The 21415-nt window shown below is 61.0% G+C and carries 18 protein-coding genes; 7 read left to right on the plus strand and 11 right to left on the minus strand.

The features are described from left to right. Positions 1–25 precede the first annotated feature (25 nt). The 8 genes from NCHU2750_RS25400 to NCHU2750_RS25435 form a co-directional block, all read right to left on the minus strand. Positions 26–895, minus strand: a complete 870-nt coding sequence (locus NCHU2750_RS25400; protein WP_119944575.1) for a D-psicose 3-epimerase — start codon at positions 893–895, stop codon at positions 26–28. A gap of 122 nt (positions 896–1017) precedes the next feature. Further along, positions 1018–1674, minus strand: coding sequence for a nucleoside triphosphate hydrolase (locus NCHU2750_RS25405; RefSeq protein WP_119944576.1), 657 nt, complete (start codon positions 1672–1674; stop codon positions 1018–1020). A 58-nt stretch (positions 1675–1732) separates the two neighbouring features. Beyond that, on the minus strand, positions 1733–2581 hold the full coding sequence (locus tag NCHU2750_RS25410) for a sugar phosphate isomerase/epimerase family protein (protein WP_119944577.1): 849 nt from the start codon (positions 2579–2581) through the stop codon (positions 1733–1735). A 1-nt stretch (position 2582) separates the two neighbouring features. After that, entirely contained in the window at positions 2583–3578 is a 996-nt protein-coding gene (locus tag NCHU2750_RS25415) for an ABC transporter permease (protein WP_119944578.1), read from the minus strand. Beyond that, on the minus strand, positions 3578–4591 hold the full coding sequence (locus NCHU2750_RS25420; protein ID WP_119944579.1) for an ABC transporter permease: 1014 nt from the start codon (positions 4589–4591) through the stop codon (positions 3578–3580). The genes NCHU2750_RS25415 and NCHU2750_RS25420 overlap by 1 nt, the downstream gene beginning before the upstream one ends. After that, a complete protein-coding gene (locus NCHU2750_RS25425) occupies positions 4584–6074 on the minus strand; it encodes a sugar ABC transporter ATP-binding protein (RefSeq protein WP_119944730.1) in 1491 nt (496 codons plus the stop codon). Before NCHU2750_RS25425 ends, NCHU2750_RS25420 begins: the two co-directional genes overlap by 8 nt. Positions 6075–6181: 107 nt before the next feature. Continuing rightward, positions 6182–7159: a substrate-binding domain-containing protein gene (locus NCHU2750_RS25430; RefSeq protein WP_119944580.1), complete on the minus strand. Its 978-nt coding sequence runs from the start codon at positions 7157–7159 to the stop codon at positions 6182–6184. After that, positions 7156–7356 (minus strand): hypothetical protein, encoded by a 201-nt coding sequence (locus NCHU2750_RS25435; RefSeq protein ID WP_162939790.1) that lies wholly within the window; start codon positions 7354–7356, stop codon positions 7156–7158. Before NCHU2750_RS25435 ends, NCHU2750_RS25430 begins: the two co-directional genes overlap by 4 nt. A 43-nt stretch (positions 7357–7399) precedes the next feature. Here NCHU2750_RS25435 and NCHU2750_RS25440 point away from each other — a divergent pair, with 43 nt between their 5' ends. The 3 genes from NCHU2750_RS25440 to NCHU2750_RS25450 all read left to right on the plus strand — a co-directional run bounded on the left by NCHU2750_RS25440 (position 7400) and on the right by NCHU2750_RS25450 (position 15891). Beyond that, positions 7400–8488, plus strand: coding sequence for a LacI family DNA-binding transcriptional regulator (locus NCHU2750_RS25440; protein ID WP_119944582.1), 1089 nt, complete (start codon positions 7400–7402; stop codon positions 8486–8488). 148 nt (positions 8489–8636) lie between these two features. Beyond that, on the plus strand, positions 8637–14132 hold the full coding sequence (locus NCHU2750_RS25445; RefSeq protein ID WP_119944583.1) for a glutamate synthase-related protein: 5496 nt from the start codon (positions 8637–8639) through the stop codon (positions 14130–14132). A 16-nt stretch (positions 14133–14148) separates the two neighbouring features. Beyond that, entirely contained in the window at positions 14149–15891 is a 1743-nt protein-coding gene (locus NCHU2750_RS25450; protein WP_119944584.1) for a sulfite reductase subunit alpha, read from the plus strand. Positions 15892–15961: 70 nt separating this feature from the next. Here NCHU2750_RS25450 and NCHU2750_RS25455 read toward each other — a convergent pair whose 3' ends face one another. The 3 genes from NCHU2750_RS25455 to NCHU2750_RS25465 form a co-directional block, all read right to left on the minus strand. Next, on the minus strand, positions 15962–16570 hold the full coding sequence (locus NCHU2750_RS25455) for a hypothetical protein (RefSeq protein ID WP_119944585.1): 609 nt from the start codon (positions 16568–16570) through the stop codon (positions 15962–15964). Positions 16571–16681: 111 nt separating this feature from the next. Beyond that, positions 16682–17422 carry a CbtA family protein gene (locus tag NCHU2750_RS25460; protein WP_119944586.1) on the minus strand — a complete coding sequence of 247 codons (741 nt, stop codon included), beginning with the start codon at positions 17420–17422 and terminating at the stop codon, positions 16682–16684. Between the two features lie 11 nt (positions 17423–17433). Next, on the minus strand, positions 17434–17643 hold the full coding sequence (locus NCHU2750_RS25465; RefSeq protein WP_119944587.1) for a CbtB domain-containing protein: 210 nt from the start codon (positions 17641–17643) through the stop codon (positions 17434–17436). A 207-nt stretch (positions 17644–17850) separates the two neighbouring features. On the opposite strand from NCHU2750_RS25465, the gene NCHU2750_RS25470 reads away from it, so the two are divergent. The 4 genes from NCHU2750_RS25470 to copD all read left to right on the plus strand — a co-directional run bounded on the left by NCHU2750_RS25470 (position 17851) and on the right by copD (position 21306). Further along, positions 17851–18417 (plus strand): histidine phosphatase family protein, encoded by a 567-nt coding sequence (locus tag NCHU2750_RS25470; protein ID WP_119944588.1) that lies wholly within the window; start codon positions 17851–17853, stop codon positions 18415–18417. Positions 18418–18697: 280 nt separating this feature from the next. Then, entirely contained in the window at positions 18698–19651 is a 954-nt protein-coding gene (locus NCHU2750_RS25475) for a murein L,D-transpeptidase catalytic domain family protein (protein WP_245480519.1), read from the plus strand. A 399-nt stretch (positions 19652–20050) separates the two neighbouring features. Then, positions 20051–20416 (plus strand): copper homeostasis periplasmic binding protein CopC, encoded by a 366-nt coding sequence (gene copC / locus NCHU2750_RS25480; protein WP_119944731.1) that lies wholly within the window; start codon positions 20051–20053, stop codon positions 20414–20416. Further along, the gene (gene copD / locus NCHU2750_RS25485) at positions 20413–21306 is read left to right on the plus strand and encodes a copper homeostasis membrane protein CopD (RefSeq protein ID WP_162939791.1); all 894 of its coding nucleotides are present in this window, start codon (positions 20413–20415) and stop codon (positions 21304–21306) included. Before copC ends, copD begins: the two co-directional genes overlap by 4 nt. Positions 21307–21415 lie beyond the last annotated feature (109 nt).

The raw sequence follows: 21415 nt of genomic DNA on the forward strand, positions 1-21415 counted from the left end.
AATAAGTGGCGATCCGGCCAGACTGTCAGCCACCCAGTACGAAGCGAGAGAAAGCGAGAGAGTTCCGGGCATCCTCGTCCATCTTCGCCTCGTCTGCACCATCTGTAAGATCACGCCAGACCTTGATATCGGACCCGATGGTTCCGCCCGTCTTGACGAAAGGCTCCATCACCACAGCGCCGGTGTAGTTGATATCGCGAAGCGCGAGACCAATCTCCTGCCACGGAATTCGACCCTTGCCCGGAACACGGCGATTGCTTTCCCCCGTGTGGAAGTGACCGAGCAATGGGCCGGCAGTGCGGATAGCCTCACCGAAACTGTCCTCCTCGATATTCATATGGAACGTATCGAGCATGACCTTGACGTTCGGCTTGCCGACATCCTTGACGAAAGCGACGCCTTCGGCCGCAGTGTTGAGAACATGGTTCTCGAAGCGATTGAGCACCTCGATGCAGAGGTTAATTCCGAGATTGCCCGCGAAATCGGCAATGCCGTGAATACCTTCGACACCACGGGCGCGGTCGCCCTCCTTATCGACCGGCTTTGAATAGTCCACCGGCCAGTAGGAATGCAGCGCGCCGCCGATCGTGCCGATGTCGAGCTTGGCGACATTTGTCAGCGTCTGCTCGAAAAACGCCTTGCCTGCCTTGCGGACCTCCGCATCGGGGGACGACAGGTTCTTCGTCTTGGATGGACCAATGCCGGCCGTCAGGATGATACCGTTATCCTTGGCGCTCTGCTTGATCGCCGTAAGATCCGCGTCGCTGTATTCGTTGATGTGATGCGCCGCGACCTCGATCACGTCGAAACCGAGCTTGGCGACCTTCTCCACGTAAGGGCCGAACTTGGCGCTCCATTCATGTTCCCAATAGGAATAGTAGATTCCGTGCTTCATAAGAGCCTCCTTCAATTTCCAGCCTTGGTGTCAGGCTTCTGCTGTGCTGGCCAAAAGGTTTGCCTGCATGGCACCTCTTCCTCCGGGCCGATTTTCAAGATTCTCGGGTGACCGAATTTCTGCTAGTTGCTGCCCGGGTTCTTCACCCGAAGGTCGGGTTCGGCACTCGTCGAGATGATCGACAGACCGTTGGGCAGATCGTTCTCCTCGACCTTCCTCGTGATCTCCGCAGCGCTGAGACCGAAGCCGTGCCAGCGCTCCTGAAGGCGAGCGCGCAGATCAGCTTCGTCGACATCGACGAAGACGGTGAAATCGAAGATCGGCTTCAGGCGATCCCAAGGTGCCTGACGCGAGAGCAGATAATTACCCTCGCAGACGATGATATCGACCGATTGCGGGATCAGGCGTCCGCCGGCGCGCGCAATTTCGATGGCACGATCGAAGACCGGAACCGCAATCACGTCGTCCCGGTTGGCCTTGAGGCGCTCCAGCATATGCCGGAGCCCATGGGCATCGAACGTATCGATCGCCCCTTTGAACGGGCGGCGCCCCATCTGTTCCAGCACGGCGTCATCATAGTGATAGCCATCCATGGGAAAGAGCGCGGCCGAGACATCGCCCTTGCCGTTCAGCTGGCTCACGACCTCTTCGGCAATCGTCGATTTTCCCGATCCCGGCGCGCCCGCAATCGCAACCATCACCCTTCGCCCCTTCTTCTGGCCGAAGCGCTGGCGGGCTCGTGCGGCGATTTCGCGTGCATTGTCTGCTATTGTGCTCAAGGTGGTCCTCGCCACGATTATTGAAAAAGGACCGAACGCCTGAAGGGCGGCCGGACAATTAAAAGAGGCGGTACTGCTCCGCCTTGTTGCGCAGGAATGCAACGCCGTTATCAAGCACTTCGTCTGCATTGCGGGCGACCGGACGCCATGTCGAGATATCGCCCGGCATCACCGCCTGCATGGTGACGAAACTTTCCAGTGTCAGCAGTCCCTTGAAGCCGATTGCCGCCAGTGCCGCGAAAAGCTCGTCCCAGGCCACATTGCCCTGACCCGGAGTACCTCGGTCGCTTTCGGACATATGCATGCATTTCAGATGGTCACGCGCGGCTATGATGCCGTTGACAATGCCCTTCTCCTCCATGTTCATATGGAACGTGTCGAGATGGACGAAGACATTGTCGAGGCCGATCCGCTCGACCAGCGCAACCGCCTGCTCAGCGGAATTGACGAGATGGCTCTCGTAGCGGTTGACCGCCTCAATGCCGAATTCCAGTCCGAGCGTTTTGGCATGTTTTGCGGCAGTGCCGAGCGCGCGGGTGAGATTATCGTATTCGCCTTCAGTCGGCGGAAAGCCGGTGCGCTCGTTGGTGCCACCGAAGGTCACGCCGGTCAGGGCCTCGGCGCCAATCTCCTTCGCCTTGTCGAGAGCTGCCGTCAGGTGTTCGATCGCAGCATCCGGACGAACCGAAGCCCATGCCCTTTCAGGCAACACAAGCGAGCAGACAGAACGAAGACCATGCTTTTCCAGCAGGGCGCGGGTATGCACCGCGTCGACCGCCGGAATATCGATCAGCGGGATTTCGATGTAATCCTGGCCGTATCGTGCCGCACCGGCAATCGCGCGCTCGGCGCCGGCATGGTCCCAGACGGTCGACCACATCATTGCGTGAATACCGAAACCTTTCACGTCAGACCTTCTTTCTGCGGGATACGAAATAGGCGGAGGCGAGCGTGCGTGCCGCCATCACGACGATCATCAGAACGCCCCAGAGCGCGGTTGCCAGATGCTGGTTGGCGCCCATCAGGTTGAGGCCCGACGACAGGAGCTGCAGCACGACGAGCGCCACGAAGACCGGCAGCACGCGCCCGAAGCCACCGAACGGATTGATGCCTCCGAGAAATGCGGCAAGCACCGTGATCAGCAGGTAGGATTCCCCGTGGCCGACCCGAACGGAGTTGAAACGGGCAAGCATGATGATACCGGCAATGGCGCACATCAGCCCGGACAGCGTGTAGACCAGAATGATGATCCGGCGAGTGTTGAGGCCAGAATACTGCCCGGCCTCGATGTTCGAGCCGATCATCAGCAGGCCGAAGCCGAGCTTGCTGCGGGTTAAAAGAACCTGCCAGAGCGCGACACAGACGATGAAGATCAGAAGCGGGATCGGCAGGCCGAAGATCGATCCGTGCCCGATCGGCGACATGTAGCTCGGGAAGCCGGAAATATCGCCACCGCGCGTCAGGAACTCACCGAGACCACGCAGGAAGATCATCATCGACAGGGTGACGAGGATCGGATGGGCGCGGGTATAGGCGATTGCCGCTCCGGTCATGAGGCCCGCCGCAGCGCCGGTTGCCAGCGCGGCAGTGACTGCAAGCGCGAAGGCACCTCCTGGCGCATCGACGCCACCGAAGGCCTGCAATACGCCGGCGGCAGCGAGCCCGGAGAGATTGGCGGTAAACGTCACCGACAGGTTGATCCCGCCGGTCAGGAGCGGCAGCAGCATGGCGAGTGTCAGCAGGCCGAGTTCGGGTAGCTGGAAGGCCACCGATCCGAACGTGCCGAGCGACAGGAAGTTATCCGCGCCAAGACCGAAGATCACCATCACCGCGATGAAGGCGATGATCGGGCCGGCCATATCGGCGCCGAAGGTGCGGTTGAACGAGTTGACAAGCGACGTCATCAGCGTGTCCTCCCCTTCTGGATACCGCCCTTGGCAAATGACGGCAGGAGCTTGTCGATCCGCGTCGAGGAGAGTGTGATGGCCACGAGAATGATTGCACCGACGATCATCTTGAAGGCGAAGGGCGAAACGCCCATCAGGTTGAGGCCGTTCTGGGTAATCGACACCATCAACACGCCGAGCACACAGCCGATGACCGATCCCTTGCCGCCGCCAAGGCGCGCACCACCGAGAACGGTTGCGGCCAGCACATCGAGTTCACGGCCGTAAAGCGCGTTGGGTACCACTTCCTCGGCATAATGCGCCTGCATCAACCCACCGATGCCAGCCATCAGGCCAAGCCAGCCGAAGGAGATGTAATGCATGGCGCCGATATTGATGCCGAAGCGGCGCGCGCCTTCCGGATTGTCGCCAAAGGCATAGAGCTGGCGGCCGATCGTCGTGCGCGAAATCATGAACCAGGTGGCGACGCAGCAGAGGATCATCACCACCACCGGCAGTGTCAGTTCCAGCCAGGACCCGTCGGCCATTTCTCGCTCGTAGAAGACGACACGCGTCGTCAGCCATTCCGGAAGGTCGTAGATCGACACGCCCTTGGTGAAGAACATCAGGAGGCCGAAGAAGATGTTGAAGGTCGAGATGGTCGCGACGATCGAGATGATCTGCAGCTTATAGACGAGTGCCGCATTGATCAGGCCGAGCCCGATGCCGACCGCTCCAGCGATGATGAAGCCTTCGGCCCAGTTGCCGCCGCCGAGCGATGCCAGCGCCAGCGCGGTGACGTATTGCACCACCGAGGCTGCGACCGCAAACGAGATATCGATGCCGCCTGAAATCAGCACGACGAGCAGGCCGACGGCAAAGATGATGTTGACGGCCGAGACGTTGAGGACATCGAAGGCGTTGGAGATGGTGAAGAACCGGTCCGTCGCCAAGGACAGCGCGACGCACAGCACGATCATCACCGCAAACAGCGTGAATTCTGTCGTATGGCCCAGCATCAACCTACGCATAGACTTCTCCTTCCAGCTCAACCAACGACATTTGCCGCGGGTCATAGGTCGCCTTTATCCGGCCCTCGGCCATGTGGATGATGCGATCGGCGTTGAAATAGACTTCCGGCGGCTCGTCGGAGATGAGGATGATCGACAGGCCCTCGGCCGCAAGTTTGCGCACGATCTCGAAGATCCCCGCCCGGGCGCCGACATCCACACCGACCGTCGGCGCATCGAGGATGAGGATTTTCGGTCCGATCGCCAGCCATTTGGCGATCGCGACGCGCTGCTGGTTGCCGCCGGACAGCGTCCGAATCGGATCTTCCGCTCTGCCGATCTTGACGCCGAGTGCCGAGATCCAATGCGCGACGACATTTTCTTTTTTTGACGGCGAGATCAGCCCGCCGGAGAGGATGCGATCAAGCGAGGCCATGACGAGATTGTCGGCAATCGATTGCGGCTGGTTGAGCCCGAGCGACAGGCGATCTTCCGACAGATAGGCGACACCGGCGCGGATCGCCTCCCGATTGGAGCTGAAATGGACTGGCTTGCCATCCAGCATGATCTCACCTGCATTGGGATGACGCATGCCGAAAAGGGTCAACGCCAGTTCGGTGCGGCCGGCGCCGAGGAGCCCGGTGATGCCGAGCGTTTCGCCACGGCGCAGATCGAAGGAAATGTCATCGAATTCGCCCGCCCTGGAAAGACCGCGGACAGAGAGCACGACCGGCTGGTCGTCATGGTCGGCGGCGATGACGGCGCTGTCGAAATTGCGGCCGGTCATCAATTCGGTCACCCGCGACTGGGTCATGCCTTCGACCGGGAAGACTCCGACCAGCGCCCCGTCGCGCAGCACCGTCATGCGGTCTGAGATCTCCAGCACTTCGGCCAACCGATGCGAAACGAAGACGACCGCAACACCGGATGCCGAAAGGTTTCGAACGATCTCGATCAGGTAGTCGGTCTCGGACTGGGTGAGCGACGCCGTCGGCTCGTCCATGAAGACCAGCCGCGCCTCGCCCACCAGAGCGCGGGCGATGGCAACGATCTGGCGCTGGGCGATTGGCAATTCCTTCAGCGGCATGTGCAGGTCGAGTGTGACACCGAGACGGGCAAGCGCCTTTTCGGCCGCCGTCTCCATCGCACGCTTGTCGACCAGCCCATATTTGCCGCTGACCGCGTATTGAAAGCCGATATTTTCGGCAACCGTCATCTCACCGAACAGCGCCAGATCCTGCCAGATTACCTGGATGCCGAGCGACAGCGCCATGCTCGGTGTCATGGCGGTGATTGGCTTTCCGTCGAAAAAGAATTCCGCCCCTTCTTCAGGCTTGTAGACGCCGGTAATGATCTTGATCAGGGTACTCTTGCCGCAACCGTTCTCGCCGGCGAGGCAATGCACCTCACCGGGATTGACCTCGAACGATACGCCTTTCAGGGCGCGAACACCGCCGAACGAGATCTTGATATTGTTGAGGGACAGGAGCGGTTTCGCGCTCATCATGGCAAATCTCTTCGCTCAGCCGCCTTATGGGCGGATGCTGTGAATCAGGGATTTAAGCGATGGGGCGCGCCAAGCGCACTCGGCGCGCCCCGGGCCCGGGAGGATCAGAGGCCCATGGATACCAGCTTGTCGATGCTGTCCTTGTCGATCTTCAAGAGCTGATCGACCACGATGGTGTTGCCTTCGGGATTGATCTTGCCGAGACCCGGAATGTCGTCGCCGGCCTTCGGGTCCTGGCCCTTGGCGATACGATCGGCAAGCGTGATGAAGACTTCACCCGCCTGCTTGGGGTTCCACATGAACCCGCCGGTCAACGCGCCGGACTTGATCAGCTTGGCGCCCTGGCCGGGCGAGAACGGACCGATAACGAAGACCTTGCCATCCTTGCGGCGCTCTTCGACGGCGCGTCCGGCACCGATCGGACCCTGCGAGCCGAAGGCGAGGAAGCCCTTGAGATCAGCATTGGCCGCCATCAGGTCGAGTGCGGTCGAGCGGCTCTTGTCGACGTCCTCGGCCACGCCGTAGCGGTCGCCGATAAGCTTCATGTCGGGATAATTGGCCTTGATATAGGCGATTGCGCCATCCGCCCAGGCATTGTGAAGCGGCACGGTCAGCGAGCCGACAAAGACGGCATAGGAACCCTTGCCGCCCATCTTCTCAGCAAGCAGCTTGCCGTGGGCTTCACCAAAGCCCTTGGCGGAAGCAAGTTCGAAATCCCAGGTCGCACCGACCTGTTTCGGTGATTCATGGGTAATGACCTTGATGCCGGCGTCCTGCGCCTTCTTCAGCACCGGTTCCAGCACCTTCGCATCATTCGGCACGACGCCGATGAAATCCACCTTCTGGGCGATCAGATCCTCGATCGCCCGAACCTGCAGCGCCGGGTCGGCACTGGTCGGGCCGACCATGAAGCCCTGGACGCCGAGCTTGGCGCTCTGTTCCTTGATGCCCGCTTCCATGGCGTTGAACCACGGAATGCCGCCGATCTTGACGACGACGCCGACCTTCGGTCCATCGGCAAACGCTGCGGATGCAAGCAACGCCAAAGACAGGCCCATAGCGGCCGCGATTATTTTTTTCATGGGTGATCCTCCTCCAAAGACACATCGGCAGGCAGATCCTCACGCGGCAACTCTTCCCAGCCGCATTTGAAATCCACCGTCTCGACTATTCGAGACACTCCCTTGCCGCTCCCAGCAACCATCCACAGCACAATCGATATTGCTTTTTTGCACAATCGATGGTGCAATAACAATAACACGAAGATGCCTTTCGTCAAGAGGACGAATATCCTAGCAATCGGAATCATTCGGGAGATGAGGATGACGGACCAGACATCCAAGAAAGCCACCATCTACGACCTGTCCGTTCTGTCAGGTGCCTCGGCCTCGACCGTCAGCGCGGTGCTGAACGGATCATGGCGCAAACGGCGGATTTCCGAAGAGACGGCAGACAAGATACTCTCGCTTGCCAAGGCACAGCGCTACACGACCAATCTTCAGGCGCGCGGCTTACGCAGTTCGAAATCCGGCCTTGTCGGGCTGCTGGTCCCCGTCTACGACAACCGCTTCTTCTCCTCGATGGCGCAGACCTTCGAGGCGCAGGCGCGCCTCCGCGGCCTGTCTCCGATGGTCGTTTCCGGTCGGCGCGATCCCGAGGAGGAGCGGCGAACCGTCGAGACACTGATCGCCTATTCGATCGATGCCCTGTTCATAGCCGGCGTTACCGACCCCGACGGCGTCCATCAAGTCTGTGCCCGCGCCGGCCTTCCTCATGTCAATATCGACCTGCCCGGCAAGCTCGCATCCTCGGTCATCTCCGATAACCGCAATGGTGCGGAGGTCCTGACGTCGGCAATCCTTCGCCATGCCGCACAGGGCGGCCCTCTTGGCCCGGATGATGTCGTGTTGTTCGGCGGCCATGACGACCACGCAAGCCGCGAACGTATTGCCGGCTTTCACGCGGCCAAGAAGAGCTTCTTCGGCATGGAGGCCGGCGACGACATCGAAATCACCGGCTATTCGCCGCGCATGACCGAGCTCGCCTTCGAACGGTTCTTTGCCCGCGAAGGCCGCCTGCCCCGCTGTCTTTTCATAAACTCGTCGATCAACTTCGAAGGCTTGCTGCGCTTCATGGGCCGGCATGATGGAGAGATCGTCGGCGATATCGTCGTCGGTTGCTTCGACTACGATCCGTTCGCATCCTTCCTGCCGTTTCCCGTCTACATGGCCAAGCCGAACATTTCCGAAATGCTCGAAAAGGGGTTCGAGCTCCTAAAGGCTCCACCAGCCCGACCGGTCATCACGATTGTCGAGCCGCAATTGATCCCCCCAAGAACCGCGCTCGAAGGACCTCTCGACGACATAAGGGATCCCATGCCTTTGCCGGGCGCCCTGCAGCGGCAGGCTTGACTCCCCCCCAAAAAAAACGCCCACCGTGGCGCATCAATATCACACGTTGCCAAGCGTTATTGTGCACCGCAGAATCGTTTAAACTTGACTCTTTAAATCACGTTATATAGGTCAGCACAGTTGACTTATTTTACGCGGGGAGTTGAGCATGGGCGCGACGAATGAAGGCTTCGGTCTGTATGATCCCGCTGACGAGAAAAGCAGCTGCGGCGTCGGCTTCATAACGCGAAAGAGCGGCATTCAGACCCATGACGTCCTGCTCAAGGGCCATGAGGCGCTCTGTGCCGTGCCCCATCGCGGCGGCATGTCCGCCGAAGGTGTGGGCGATGGAGCGGGTATCTCTGCGGACCTATCTCTCGGTTTCTTCCGCAAGCTGACCGGGCGCCCGGATCTTCAGGCACGGCGCTTCGGCGTCGGCAATTTCTTCCTGCCCGCCGATCCCGCCTTTCACGTGGAAGCCGAGCGCCTTATCGAGACCGCCCTTGCCGAGCAGGGACTGGGTCTGCTCCTGAAGCGCGACGTGCCTGTCGACAATGATGCCATCCGCCCTGCAGCGGTGCGGTTCCAGCTGCCGATCCGCCAATGGGTGTTCAGCTGCCACAGCGAAACCGCGTCGCTGGAAGAATTCGATTTCCGTATCCACAAGGCGTTGCTGGCGATCGAGGGCGAGGCCTATACGCGGGCGGAGCTCGGCGGCCTTTATCCGATCTCGCTCAGCGCCCGCACGCAGGTCTTGAAGGGCCGGTTGAATTCCGACGAAGTCATCCCCTATTTCCGCGATCTGGTGGATCCGGATCATGCGATCCATACCATGTATTTCCACACCCGGTTCTCCACCAATACCGACCCGCATCCGTCGATGGCGCAGCCGTTCCGCCAGATGGCCCATAACGGTGAACTCAATACCGACCGCAAGAACCGGCTGTCGGAAGCGGCGATCGCCGCTGCCAAGAATGCCTCGATCATCCGGCCCAAGGGGCAGTCCGACAGTTGTCGCCTCGACCAGACGCTGCAGTCGCGCGTGGTGGAGGACGGGCTCGATCTCGTGACCGCCGTCGTGTCGATGATGCCACCGGCATGGGAGAACGACGACACGCTCTCGGCCGATGTCGTCGCTATGCTCGAATATTTCTCGCTCTATGAAGAGAAGAACGACGGTCCGGCCGCCCTGATCTTCGGCAATGGCGATGTCATCGGCGCACGTCTCGATCGTCTTGGCCTCCGCCCGCTGCGCACCGTCGAGACGCAAGACTATCTCTGCGTCATGTCGGAAGCCGGCCAGATCGCCTTTCCGCCGGAAACGGTTCTGCGCCGCGGCCGCATCGAGGCGGGCGGCATGCTGGTCTACGACCATACCGAAAAGCGCGCCTATGGCACGATCGAGGCACTGGAAATGCTGGCGGCGCGGCGTCCCTACCGCGATCTTCTCGTCGGCGCGCGTGTCCGTCTCGTCGACCTGCCGGAAATCCCGGCCGAAGCCCAGGGGTCGCCGCTGCGCTACAATGGCGATCTAGAACGCCATCAGCGCTACGTCGCCTATTCGCTCAACCAGGAAAGCTTCAAGTTCCTGATGGACCCGATGCTGGCAACCGGCGCGGAAAAGATCTCCGCCATGGGTTATGGCAATGCCATCAATGCGCTCTCCGACCAGGAAGGCGGCGTTGCCAAGTATTTCTCCCAACGCTTCGCCCAGGTCACCAACCCGCCGCTCGACAGTATCCGTGAGGCGGATGGCATGACGCTGCGCATCGCGCTCGGCGCCAAGCCGAATATCGGTGCGAAGGCCGCCCGCCAGATTGTCGTGCCCTCCCCAATCCTTACCCATCTCGACATGCTGCGACTGCGCGAACAGGCGGAAACGCCGGTCCGTCGTTTCGAAATGCTCTATACGCCCGTTCTCGACGATGCCGGGATCAATTCCCAGGCATTGGAAGAGGGCATCGACAGGCTCTGCAATTCTATCGCCGCCTTTGCGCGCGAAGAAGGCGGCATCGCCATCGTCACCGACCGGCATGTTGCGAGAGATCGTGCGGCTCTGCCGATGATCCTTGTCGTTTCGGCGATCAACCAGAAGCTCATCGAGGAAGGGATGCGCCTGCGCGTCTCGCTGGTGGTCGAAAGCGGCCAGATCTGCTCCTCACATCATGTGGCGGCAGCCCTCGGTTTCGGTGCAGCGGCAGTCTATCCGCTCGGCGTGCAGTTTCGCGCCGAGGAGAAGTTCGGGGCCGAGGCCGACAAGGCGTTCAAGCGCTTCGCCAAGGCTGCCGAAAAGTCGCTGATGAAGACCATGGGCAAGGTCGGGCTCTGCACTGCCGAAAGCTATGTCGGCGGCGAATTCTTCGAGCCGAACTTCCTCGATACCAGCGATCCGGTCCTGAAGCGTTACTTCCCCAACGTGAAGACGCCTGTCGGCGGCGTGAACTTCAAGGTGATCGCCCAGGCAGTTGCCGACTGGCACGCCAAGGCGCTGACGGTGGCGGCAGAAGACGACATCCCCCTGCTCGGCCTGTTCAAGGAGCGCGCCGAGGGTGCGGGCCATTCCTTCGGCACTACGGCGGTGCGGGGTTTCGTCGACATGACGGAGGAGAAGCTGGCCTTCTCCGAACCGGATGGTGAGGAAGACCCTTTCCTGCGCCTGCTGACGCTCAACCGGCTCGATGATGCCTTCGGCATCAACGATGCAGCCTACACGAACACCAGCTACGACCGGCTGTCGCCGCAGGCCATCGACCGGTTTGCCATCACGCCAGGCTATCGGGCCTTCGTGCGGATGATGACCGAAGAGCGTGCTCGCCGGCCGGCTGCGCTCCGCGATGTGCTGGCCTTCCCGGCCGACGTCACCTATGCCACATCGCCGGAAGATTTCCGCAAGGAGATGAAGCGGTTCTCCCGCAAGGGCAATAACAGCTTCCTGGTCCGCGGCCTCACCTGCCAGGCGATCGACGATGACACGTTCCGGCTCGGCCTGACCGGCCCTCTCGGCGGTGATCTGGCAAGGCTTGCCGCACTCGGCCAATCGCTGGTCACGCGTTTCGGCACCGACATCCTCGGCCACTGGCTGGAAGGCGGGGCGCTTGCCATTCACGCCGAAGGACAGGCGCTCGCCTATCTGCGGCTTCTCGGCACAGCCGCAGCCGGTATCGCGCTCGACGAGGTACAGCCGGCAAGCGACATCACCCCGTTGCTTGCATCCGGCGCCATGAGCCATGGCGCGCTTGTTGCCAATGCCCACGAGGCGGTCGCCCACGGTACCAACATGGTCGGCGGCATGTCGAATTCGGGCGAAGGCGGCGAGCATATCTCGCGCTACGGCACGATCCGCGCCTCGCGTATCAAGCAGTTCGCCTCAGGCCGCTTCGGCATCTGGGCGGGCTATCTCGCCGATCCGATGCTGGAGGAACTGGAGATCAAGATCGGTCAGGGCGCTAAGCCCGGCGAAGGCGGCCAGCTTCCGGCAGCCAAGGTGACGGTCGAGATTGCCGCGGCCCGTGGTGGCACACCCGGCGTCGAGCTCGTCTCGCCACCGCCGCATCACGACACCTATTCGATCGAGGATCTCGCGCAGCTGATCCACGATTGCAAGGCGGCGCGGGTGCGCGTCATCGTCAAGCTCGTCTCCTCCGAAGGCATCGGTACGATTGCCGTCGGCGTCGCCAAGGCGGGCGCCGATGTCATCAACGTCGCCGGCAATACCGGCGGCACGGGTGCGGCCGCGGTCACCAGCCTGAAATATACCGGCCGTGCCGCCGAAATCGGCATTGCCGAGGTGCATCAGGCACTCTGCGCCAACGGGCTACGCCAGAAGGTGACGCTGCGTTGTTCCGGCGCCCACCAAACGGCAAGCGACGTGGTCAAGTCGGCGCTGCTTGGCGGCGACAGTTTCGAATTCGGCACGACGGCGCTGATGATGCTGAAATGCGTGATGGCGAAGAACTGCAACATCAAGTGCCCGGCCGGTCTCACCACCAATGCGGAAGCCTTTGATGGCGACCCGCGGGCGCTGGCGCAATATCTGCTCAACATCGCCCATGAAACACGCGAAATCCTGGCGTCGCTGGGCCTTCGGTCTCTGCGCGAGGCCCGCGGGCGCAGCGATCTCCTCCACCTCCTCGACCACCCTTCCAGCGTCGGGCAGCTTGACCTCCGCGCGATGCTGCAGGTGGTCGAGGAGGTGAAGATCGCCGACCCGGTCTATATGGAAAAGGATTATGCGGTCGACGACGCCTTCATCGACATGGTGCGCTCGGCGCTCATCGATGGCCGCCATCCGGTGGTCGAGCTTGGCGGCAACCAGCACCTCAACAATCGCAACAAGAGCGTCGGCGGCCAGTTGTCGGTCGATATCGAGCGCATGCTGAACTATGAGCTGACGGAGGATCAGGCGCGCGGCCTCCCCGCCGTGCGGCAGGACGGTCGCGGCCGCCGGTTCCTCGATGCAGGCTCGGTGAAGATCGCTACATCCGGCTCGGCCGGGCAATCCTATGGCGCCTTCTGCAACGATGGCCTTGCACTCACCCACACCGGCACCTGCAATGACGGCGTGGGAAAGAGCGCCAATGGCGGGACGATTTCGGTGCGCTCGCCGGGCGGCGGCTCTGCTGAGGCCGGCGGCAACGTGCTGATCGGCAACTTCGCGCTGTTCGGCGCTACCGGTGGACGGCTGTTCGTCGAAGGCCAGGCAGGTGACCGCTTTGCCGTGCGCAATTCCGGTTCGACTGCAGTCGTCGAGGGCGTCGGCGATTTCTGCTGCGAATACATGACCAATGGTGCGGTGCTTAACCTCGGAGCCTTCGGCAAGGGCGTCGGCAACGGCATGAGCGGCGGTTTCTTCTATCAGTATGATCCCTATGGGGACCTGCCGAAGAATGCGAGCCACGACTCAGTCATCATCGGCTCGATCGCCGATCCGGCGGATCCCCATGCCGCCTTCCATGCGGATGCGATCCGCATGATGCTGGAATGGCATGTCGAGGCGACCGGGTCGGAAAAGGCCCGCTGGCTCATCGAGAACTTCGAGAGCGAAAGACAGAACTTCGTCTATGGCCTGCCGCGGGCGCTGCTGCTCTATCAGGATACCGACGCCATTCTCAAGGCGAAGAGCCGAAAGGACCTGATCGAGGAGCTGTCGACGGCACTTGCCGCCCATCAGGTGCGCAAGTTCAAGCTCGCCTATCGCGACCGCAAGCCGATCCTCAATGGCAAGGCGCCCGGTCACGGCGAGACCGACAGCGAAGAGATGTTCACGCTTCTCAACAACTACACGGTTCTTTCCATGGCCCAGTCGCTGGCCATGGCACGCGTGCCGAACGCGCTCGGCCCCTCGGAGCCGGCTGTCGAGAAGGCGGTGCGCAATCTGATCCTGACGGAAGACTTCGCTCTGATGCAGAAGATCTCCCGTTACGCCCGCGAGGCGGTGGCCGATTACGACGACCAGGGCCTTGCCGTGCTGGTTTCCGAAAAGCGGCTTTCCGACTATCGCCGGGCCCTGGCGGGACGCAACACGTTGTCGATCGATTGCCCCGGCACCTATGGCTGGATCATCCAGCAGACGGAAAGCAACCGCGACCGGATCGGCCGTATCCCGAGTTTCGAGGAACTCTTCGCCGCCAAGGCTATCGGCAACCTTGCTCCTGCCCGACCGTAAGAATGAGAACCGGACGATGATGATCCCGCATATTCCCGAGGACGCCCCGTTCAACAGCGACCAGCGCGCATGGCTAGCCGGCTTCATGGCCGGTCTGAACTCGCGCCTTGTCGCCGGGGAAAGCACGGCTAGCGCATCGGCAACCGGCGCTGCTCAACCGATCCACATCCTCTACGGCACCCAGACCGGCAATGCCGAACAGGTGGCGATGGACGCGGCCACCGCGGCACGCGCGCTCGGCATGGCGCCGGAGGTCAAGGGCCTCGACGACATCGACATGACCGCGCTCGGCGCCATGCGCCATGTCGTCGTGGTAACCTCCACCTATGGCGAGGGCGAGATGCCGGACAATGCCCAGCTGTTCTGGGAGGCATTGTCGGCGGACACGGCTCCGCGTCTCGAGGGCCTGAAATTTGCCGTGCTGGCGCTGGGCGACACCGGCTATGACGGGTTCTGCCAGGCCGGAAAGCTGATCGACACCCGGTTGGAACAACTCGGCGCAACCCGCATCGCCACCCGGCGCGACTGCGATATCGATTTCGAGGATGCCGCCGCCGAATGGCTTGGCGAGACCCTGCCGCTTGCATCTGAGGTGCCTGAAGCCGGGACACCGGTCGCCGTCGTTGCGGCCCCGATACGCGAGGTGACCGGCTGGGGCCGCAAGAATCCTTACGCCGCGACACTTGCCGTCAATCGCCGCCTGTCGGGGTCGTCCTCGACCAAGGAAATCCGCCACTACGAATTCGATCTCGCCGATAGCGGGCTTACCTACGAAGCCGGGGATGCGCTGGGCGTGATGCCCGTCAACGACCCGGCACTGGTCGATCTCCTCGTTGCAAGGCTCGGGGCAACCGCAGACACCGAAGTCCAAGGGGCGCCGCTCGGCCAGCTGCTTTCGGCGCATTACGAGATCTCGACGCCATCACGCGACCTGATTGCCGAAGTCGAGCGCCGGGCCGGCCACGAGGAACTGACCCGCGTGATGCGCAATGGCGACAAGGAGGCGCTGGAGGCCTTCCTGTGGAGCAAAGACAGCCTCGACCTCATCTCGCTGATCCCGCAGGGCGTTCTCAACGCAGCAGAGTTCGTCGGCCTGTTGAAGCCGCTGCAGCACCGCGCCTATTCGATTTCTTCGAGCCCGAAGGAGGCCGAAAGCCGGGTGCATCTCACCGTCGCAAGCGTCCGCTACCACGCAGCAGGTCGCCATCGTGGCGGGGTCTGCTCCACCCATATGGCCGACCGCGTGGCCGAGGGCGCGACAGCCGGGATATTCGTGTCGCAGAACAAATCCTTCCGCGTTCCCGGCAATGACGATGCACCGATGATCATGGTCGGCCCCGGCACGGGCATCGCGCCCTTCCGCGCATTCCTGCAGGAACGCCGCGGGCGTGGCGCCAAGGGCCGCAACTGGCTGTTCTTCGGCGACCAGCGCCGCGAAAGCGACTTCATCTACGAAGACGAGCTCTCCACCATGAGCCGTGACGGTCTGCTGACGCGCCTCGACCTCGCCTTCTCGCGTGACCAGGATGCCAAGATCTATGTACAGACCCGCATGAAGGAAAACGGCAAGGCATTGTTCTCCTGGCTGGAGGATGGTGCATCCTTCTATGTCTGCGGTGATGCGACGCGCATGGCGCGCGATGTCGATACGGCGCTTGGCGAGATCATCGCCGAACATGGCGGGATGACGCCCGAGAAGGCAGCGGATTATCTGGCAAACCTCAAGCGGGACAAGCGCTACCTTCGCGATGTCTACTGACGGATATTGATTCTCGGGCGGCAAGTCGTGCGGCCGCCCGTTTCTTCATCAGCGTTGGCGCGCGACAATGCTATGCAGCGGAATGTCTTTTCCTGCCGGATCGCGACCGCCACGCCGCGAATGGCACACCGACGAAGGCCAGAACGACGCCGGCGCTTGCCAGGCTTGGTCCATGCGACAGGGCACCCATCCAGTCCGGCATGATAAACTCAGCAGAATTGTATCCTTCATCGGAATATTGACAGCCGACGAGTTCGGCACCGCTGAGGATCGCCTCGTTCTCGAACTGGGAATTCAGCTCATTTGCGGCCGGCCCGATATCCGGCATTGCTCTCATGTGGAGAAGCAGCGCCTTGGCGGCAGCCAGATCGGCATGCGCGCATTCGTTGAACGGGCTGGTTTCGTCTCCGACCGTTCCAGGAACAGCGGTCCAGAGGCACAGCGCATGCTGGATTTCCGTGTAGTTGAGGAGCACGCGAAAGCGCGGATCGGTGACTACAGCCCGATGTGCCAGGGCGACGATTGCGGAGCGATAATGCGTCAGGATCGCCATTTCGCCATGCGTGACGGCAGGTATCGGCAATCCCGTCTGATTGGAGGGCAGCCGGCCGCTATGAGCGAGAGCCTCACCGGCAAAGAAGACCGGCAGGATGAGACTGAAAAGAGCAAGCCGTCTCATGCTATGAAGTCCTGTCAAACGATCGAGACGTATAAATTTTGAAGCCACTCCCATCCTCCTGGGATCGGAGTGGTATTCACATTAGTCGGCGCTAACTTGACGAGCCCAGTTCTACCGTGCTGCGATGGCATTCCGGTAGTGACCGGAGTTCTTCATCAGGGCCTCGGCCATCACGCCGAAGATCAGGGCCGTGCCTGCCCAGACGATCGCCTGGATACCGACGCTCGCGATGCGGAAGTTGTACAAGGTCACGGCCGAGAAGTTTTCCGGTACTTCGTTGATCGCAGGCAGCAGGAATTGCACCGCGGCGATAAAGGCGATGTAGCACAGGCCGGCCACGATCGAAGCGTTCCAGCCTCCCATCCGGGCCACCAGCGCAGAGCGGATCAGATACGCCACCACCATTGCCGCAATCGACACGACCATCATGATGAAGAACAGCCCCGTCCTGATACCGATCGTATCGGGATTTCCGACAGCTGGCGGATTTGGCGGGTATTTGAGATCGGGCACGACGATGATCGCCAGGAAGGCAAGCACACCGAGGATCGCGGAAAGCCCACGCGGGCTGATGCGGCCGGTTCTGCCATAGAGCCCGGCGAAGACCAGCGCAAAGATGCCGCCGATGGCGACACTATAGCAGACCACGCCCGTCAAAAGGCCGATACCGGCCTGGGTCTTGCGCGAAACGAGTTCCGGCTCCGCCGGCTCATTGGCCGCGGCGGCTTCCTGCTCTTCGAAGGCGATCGCACGATCGACCAGAGGCTCACCAAAAGTGCGAGCGAAACCGAAGGCAAGCAGTCCCGCGATGAGACCGGCAATCATGCCTCTCAACAACAAGTTTCCAATCATGTCAGAGCCCCTTAGTGGCAGGGAAAGCCGAGGAGATGACGGCCGTCATGCACGAATTCGTGCACTTCCATGCCGGAGATCAGCGAGGTCGCGCCTTCTTCGGCACCGACGAAATAGATCGCCATCAGCATGAGCAGGCCGCCGAACACGGCCCATGGAAGCAATTGTCCGACGGGAATCGGGGTGACTGTGATTTCGGGAGCGTAAGTGGCGTTGGCCATGGCGTTCTTCCGTGAATTGCGCGTTCAAAGGGATCGTCCTATTGCAACAGGGTCTGGCTCTCGACGGATCGATTACAGTGGCGCGACCGCGACAGGATTTCACTGTCTTCCCGAATGCAATAAGACAAACGTGTATCAGTGCGCGTTCCCGTAAGTCAAACGCATTTAGGGGCCGCGCGCCAGCCGACAGTAGGAAAGGCTCCGAGCATGTCACGATCGACCCGCCTGTTCTTGATCTGTCATGGCCCGACGACCGCCGCTCGCAACGCGACGTTTCCGCATGATGAGCCGCTCGTCGATGGCGACATCGATACGATTCATGCGTTCATACCCCCCGATCTGTTGCGTGAAGCCTACCTGGTCTGCTCGCCGGCGCGATCCACAGTCCAGATCGCCGAAGCGATCTCCTCGTCATACGAAGTCGACCATCGGTTGGCCGATCTCGATCATGGCCTCTGGTCGGGGCGATCTCTGGAAGACGTTGCGCGCAGTGAGCCGGAGGCGTTGAAAGAATGGATGACCGAGCCTGATTTCTCGCCTCCCGAAGGAGAGAGTATCGTCCACCTGATCCAGCGCTCACAGGCGTGGCTGGACGGAAATCTGCAGCGAGGCGGAAAGATCGTCGCCATCACGCATCGCGCCGTCTGCCGGGCAATGATCGTCAGTGCGTTGGGTGCACCGGCAGACGCATTCTGGAAGATCGATATCGGCTTTCCGGGCAAGACAACACTGACAAGTGATGGGCGACGCTGGTCGCTTAGTGGCATCGAGTGAGATAATATCGCGACGGTAAGCCCGGTTCGGCATGGCAACGGCAGGATCAGGTTATCTGGATGGCGAGGATGGCTGGCATGAACCCTCTACTGACGAGAGTTTCACATAGCCTTTCCTCGTTAAGCTTTTGGTAACCATGATGATGCCTATCTGCCCTGTCCGCCAGATATTCGGCAGCACCGGACGATTGCCATGGCGCCGACCATTGACCACTTCAGGAGCAATTCCGTTGCCTTCCTCTTTCAGGCTTGATTTCACGATCAAAATTCTTGCAGCCGCGCTGCTCACGGCTGTGTCTGCGCAGGCAGCAAGCGCACAGCATCTGCCGCCTGCCCCCGAGTGGCTCAAAGGACATATCGGAGAAGGCGATGGACAGATTGCACCCACGGTCTTCGAGCGGGCCCGGGCGCTCTATTTCAGCAAGGTCGCCGAGGGCAAGGTGAAAAATCCCTGCTACTTCGCCATGGACGCGACACGCCCGAACGACCTGACCGATGGCAAGGCAGGCGGGCGATTCTACACGATCTGCGAAGCCAGTCAGACGTTCAGCGTGATTTCTTCAGGCCATGGCAGCGGCCGCAAACTGCCCGGCGTGGTGGATTTCTCCAATGACCGTGCATGCGCAAGGAATTTCGGCAACGCTCTGGACTCCAATCTGACCGCTGGAGGTGCCTATCTCACCAGCGAGATCAAGACGTCGTTCAAGGGCTATTACCGGACCGGTTCGGGCGGACAGGCCCTGTTGACGCGATCCTTCGTGCAATTCGACGGCGTCGGCGAGACGGCGAATGCACGGCAGCGCGCCATAGGCGGACATGCCGCAGCACTGGTTTCCGGTATCTGCATGCAGAAGAAACCGGAGAGCCCCTATGCAAACCGCGATGGATACGTTCCGCTCGGCAAACTGGTGAACTATGCCGGTGGTCGCAGCGACGGCTGCACGAGCTGGTCACCAGCAGAGGCCCCGATGGTCCTGTCCACAGTGAAGGACAATCCGACCACGGTCTATATCTACCCCGAGTCGCGAGATATCGCAGCCATGTCCAAGGCACTCGCATCGGGCCGGCCGGGCAGTCATGCCGGTGTCTACTGGAACTCGGATTGCCTCAAGGAAATCGGCACGCCGCGATTCTGGAACAAGGAAACCCTCGAACCGCTCATCGCCCAATACAAGAAGGACCACCCGGCTCCGCCGCCGAAGCCGGTTCCAATCTGCGATCCCCAGATGAATTGACGGGCACACGCTCTCTCCTGGACGGCCCCAACCCTCAGGGTTGGGGCCACAGCAGTTGCAGCATCCGTATCGCTTGATTTGATGTTGTATCCTCATGGATTGACACCTCATGCTTGACGGGAGAATCTGCAATCTTGGGTTGGTAGACGATCGCCAGACATTGGAGCGATGCATCCGCCCGTAACGGCCACGGGCTCGACATGCGCGGAAGAGCGGCCGCGGCCGGCTGGTGCATCTAGGCCGCCGGACAACTGCGACGATCTGATCGAAAGGCATAAGAGAATGACACCTGCATCGAAGCATCACTGTCAGGCCAATTCAGGGAAATGACGCGGTCGACATCCGCCTCATTTCGAGCAGCAAGACAACGGTCTATCAAAATCAGCAAGGACAGATGACATGTTTCGCTCTATCAAGATCACCCTATTCGCTCTCACCGCCGCCGCCGCCGTTTCCAGCCAGGCCTTTGCCCATGCGCATCTGAAGACCTCAAATCCGGCCGACAAGGCTTCAGTCACATCCCCGTCCGAACTCGACCTTACGTTCACCGAGGGACTGAACCTCAAGTTCAGCGGCATCACAGTGACCGATGGAGATGGAAAGACGGTTGGTCTGGGTGAGAGCAAGCTCAGCGAAGGCGACAAGACGCTTGTCGTTCCCGTCTCAGCCCCGCTTTCCCAAGGCACCTACAAGGTCGAATGGCATGTTCTCTCGACCGATGGTCACAAGACCAACGGCGCTTACAGTTTCACCGTGAAGCCGTGATCACGCCGGACACGGTTTTCGTCGTTATCCGTTTCGCTTTCGACCTGGCGGTGCTGTTTCTATGGGGCAGCGCCGCCTATCTGCGATTTCTTGTGCAGAGCGACCTTCGCGCGCAAATCTGGTCGAGGATCAGATGGGCTCGCATTGCCTCCGTCTTTGCGGTGCTGGTGGCGGCAATTCTTACCCTGCCGGTCCGATCGGCAATGCTCGGCAATGGATGGCAGGACGCAATTGATCCGCAGACGATCATGGACATCGTCGCCGCGACGAGCATCGGCAGCGCATGGCTGTACCAGCTTGTCGGGGCCGTGGCGCTGTTTGCCTGTTCGGTATTCGCAACCGGCAATGCAGCGATCTTCGTGACCGCCTTGGTGTCGGCCTTTCTGATTGCCGGGTTGACGATGATCGGTCATGCCGCCATGAATTCCGGCTGGATCGGCACGTTTCAGCAAGTGAACGACACCACCCATATGTTGGCCGCGGGAGCTTGGCTGGGCTCTCTGCTGCCGGTAGCCATCATTCTCGGCCTGATGCGCAAGCCTCCTCTTGTCGATCACGCTAGGCGCGCACTCATGCGATTTTCCAATGCCGGCCATATCGCCGTCATCGTCGTCGTCCTTTCCGGGGCCGTAAACACAATCCTTATCCTAGGCGGATTTCCGCTCGACTGGTCGCAGCCATACCAGTTGCTTCTCGCCGCAAAGATCATGCTGGTTGGACTGATGATCGTCATCGCGATCGTCAATCGCTATTACATCGTGCCGAGGATCACATCGTCGCGGTCGGCGGAATCGGCCGTGAAGGTGGCAACAGTCACCGAATTCGGCTTGGCGATAACGGTCGTCGCGCTCGTCGCCTGTTTCGGCATGCTGGAGCCGACCGCAGCCTGATTTCCGATCGCCGGCAAAAGCCCCGATGCCAGCGTGGCCACGCATCGTCATCCATGACATATCCAGTCCCTCATGGACGGCCGCCGCCCAACTCGAATTGCAATCGATT

The sequence above is a fragment of the Neorhizobium sp. NCHU2750 genome (assembly GCF_003597675.1).
Taxonomy (GTDB): Bacteria; Pseudomonadota; Alphaproteobacteria; order Rhizobiales; family Rhizobiaceae; genus Neorhizobium.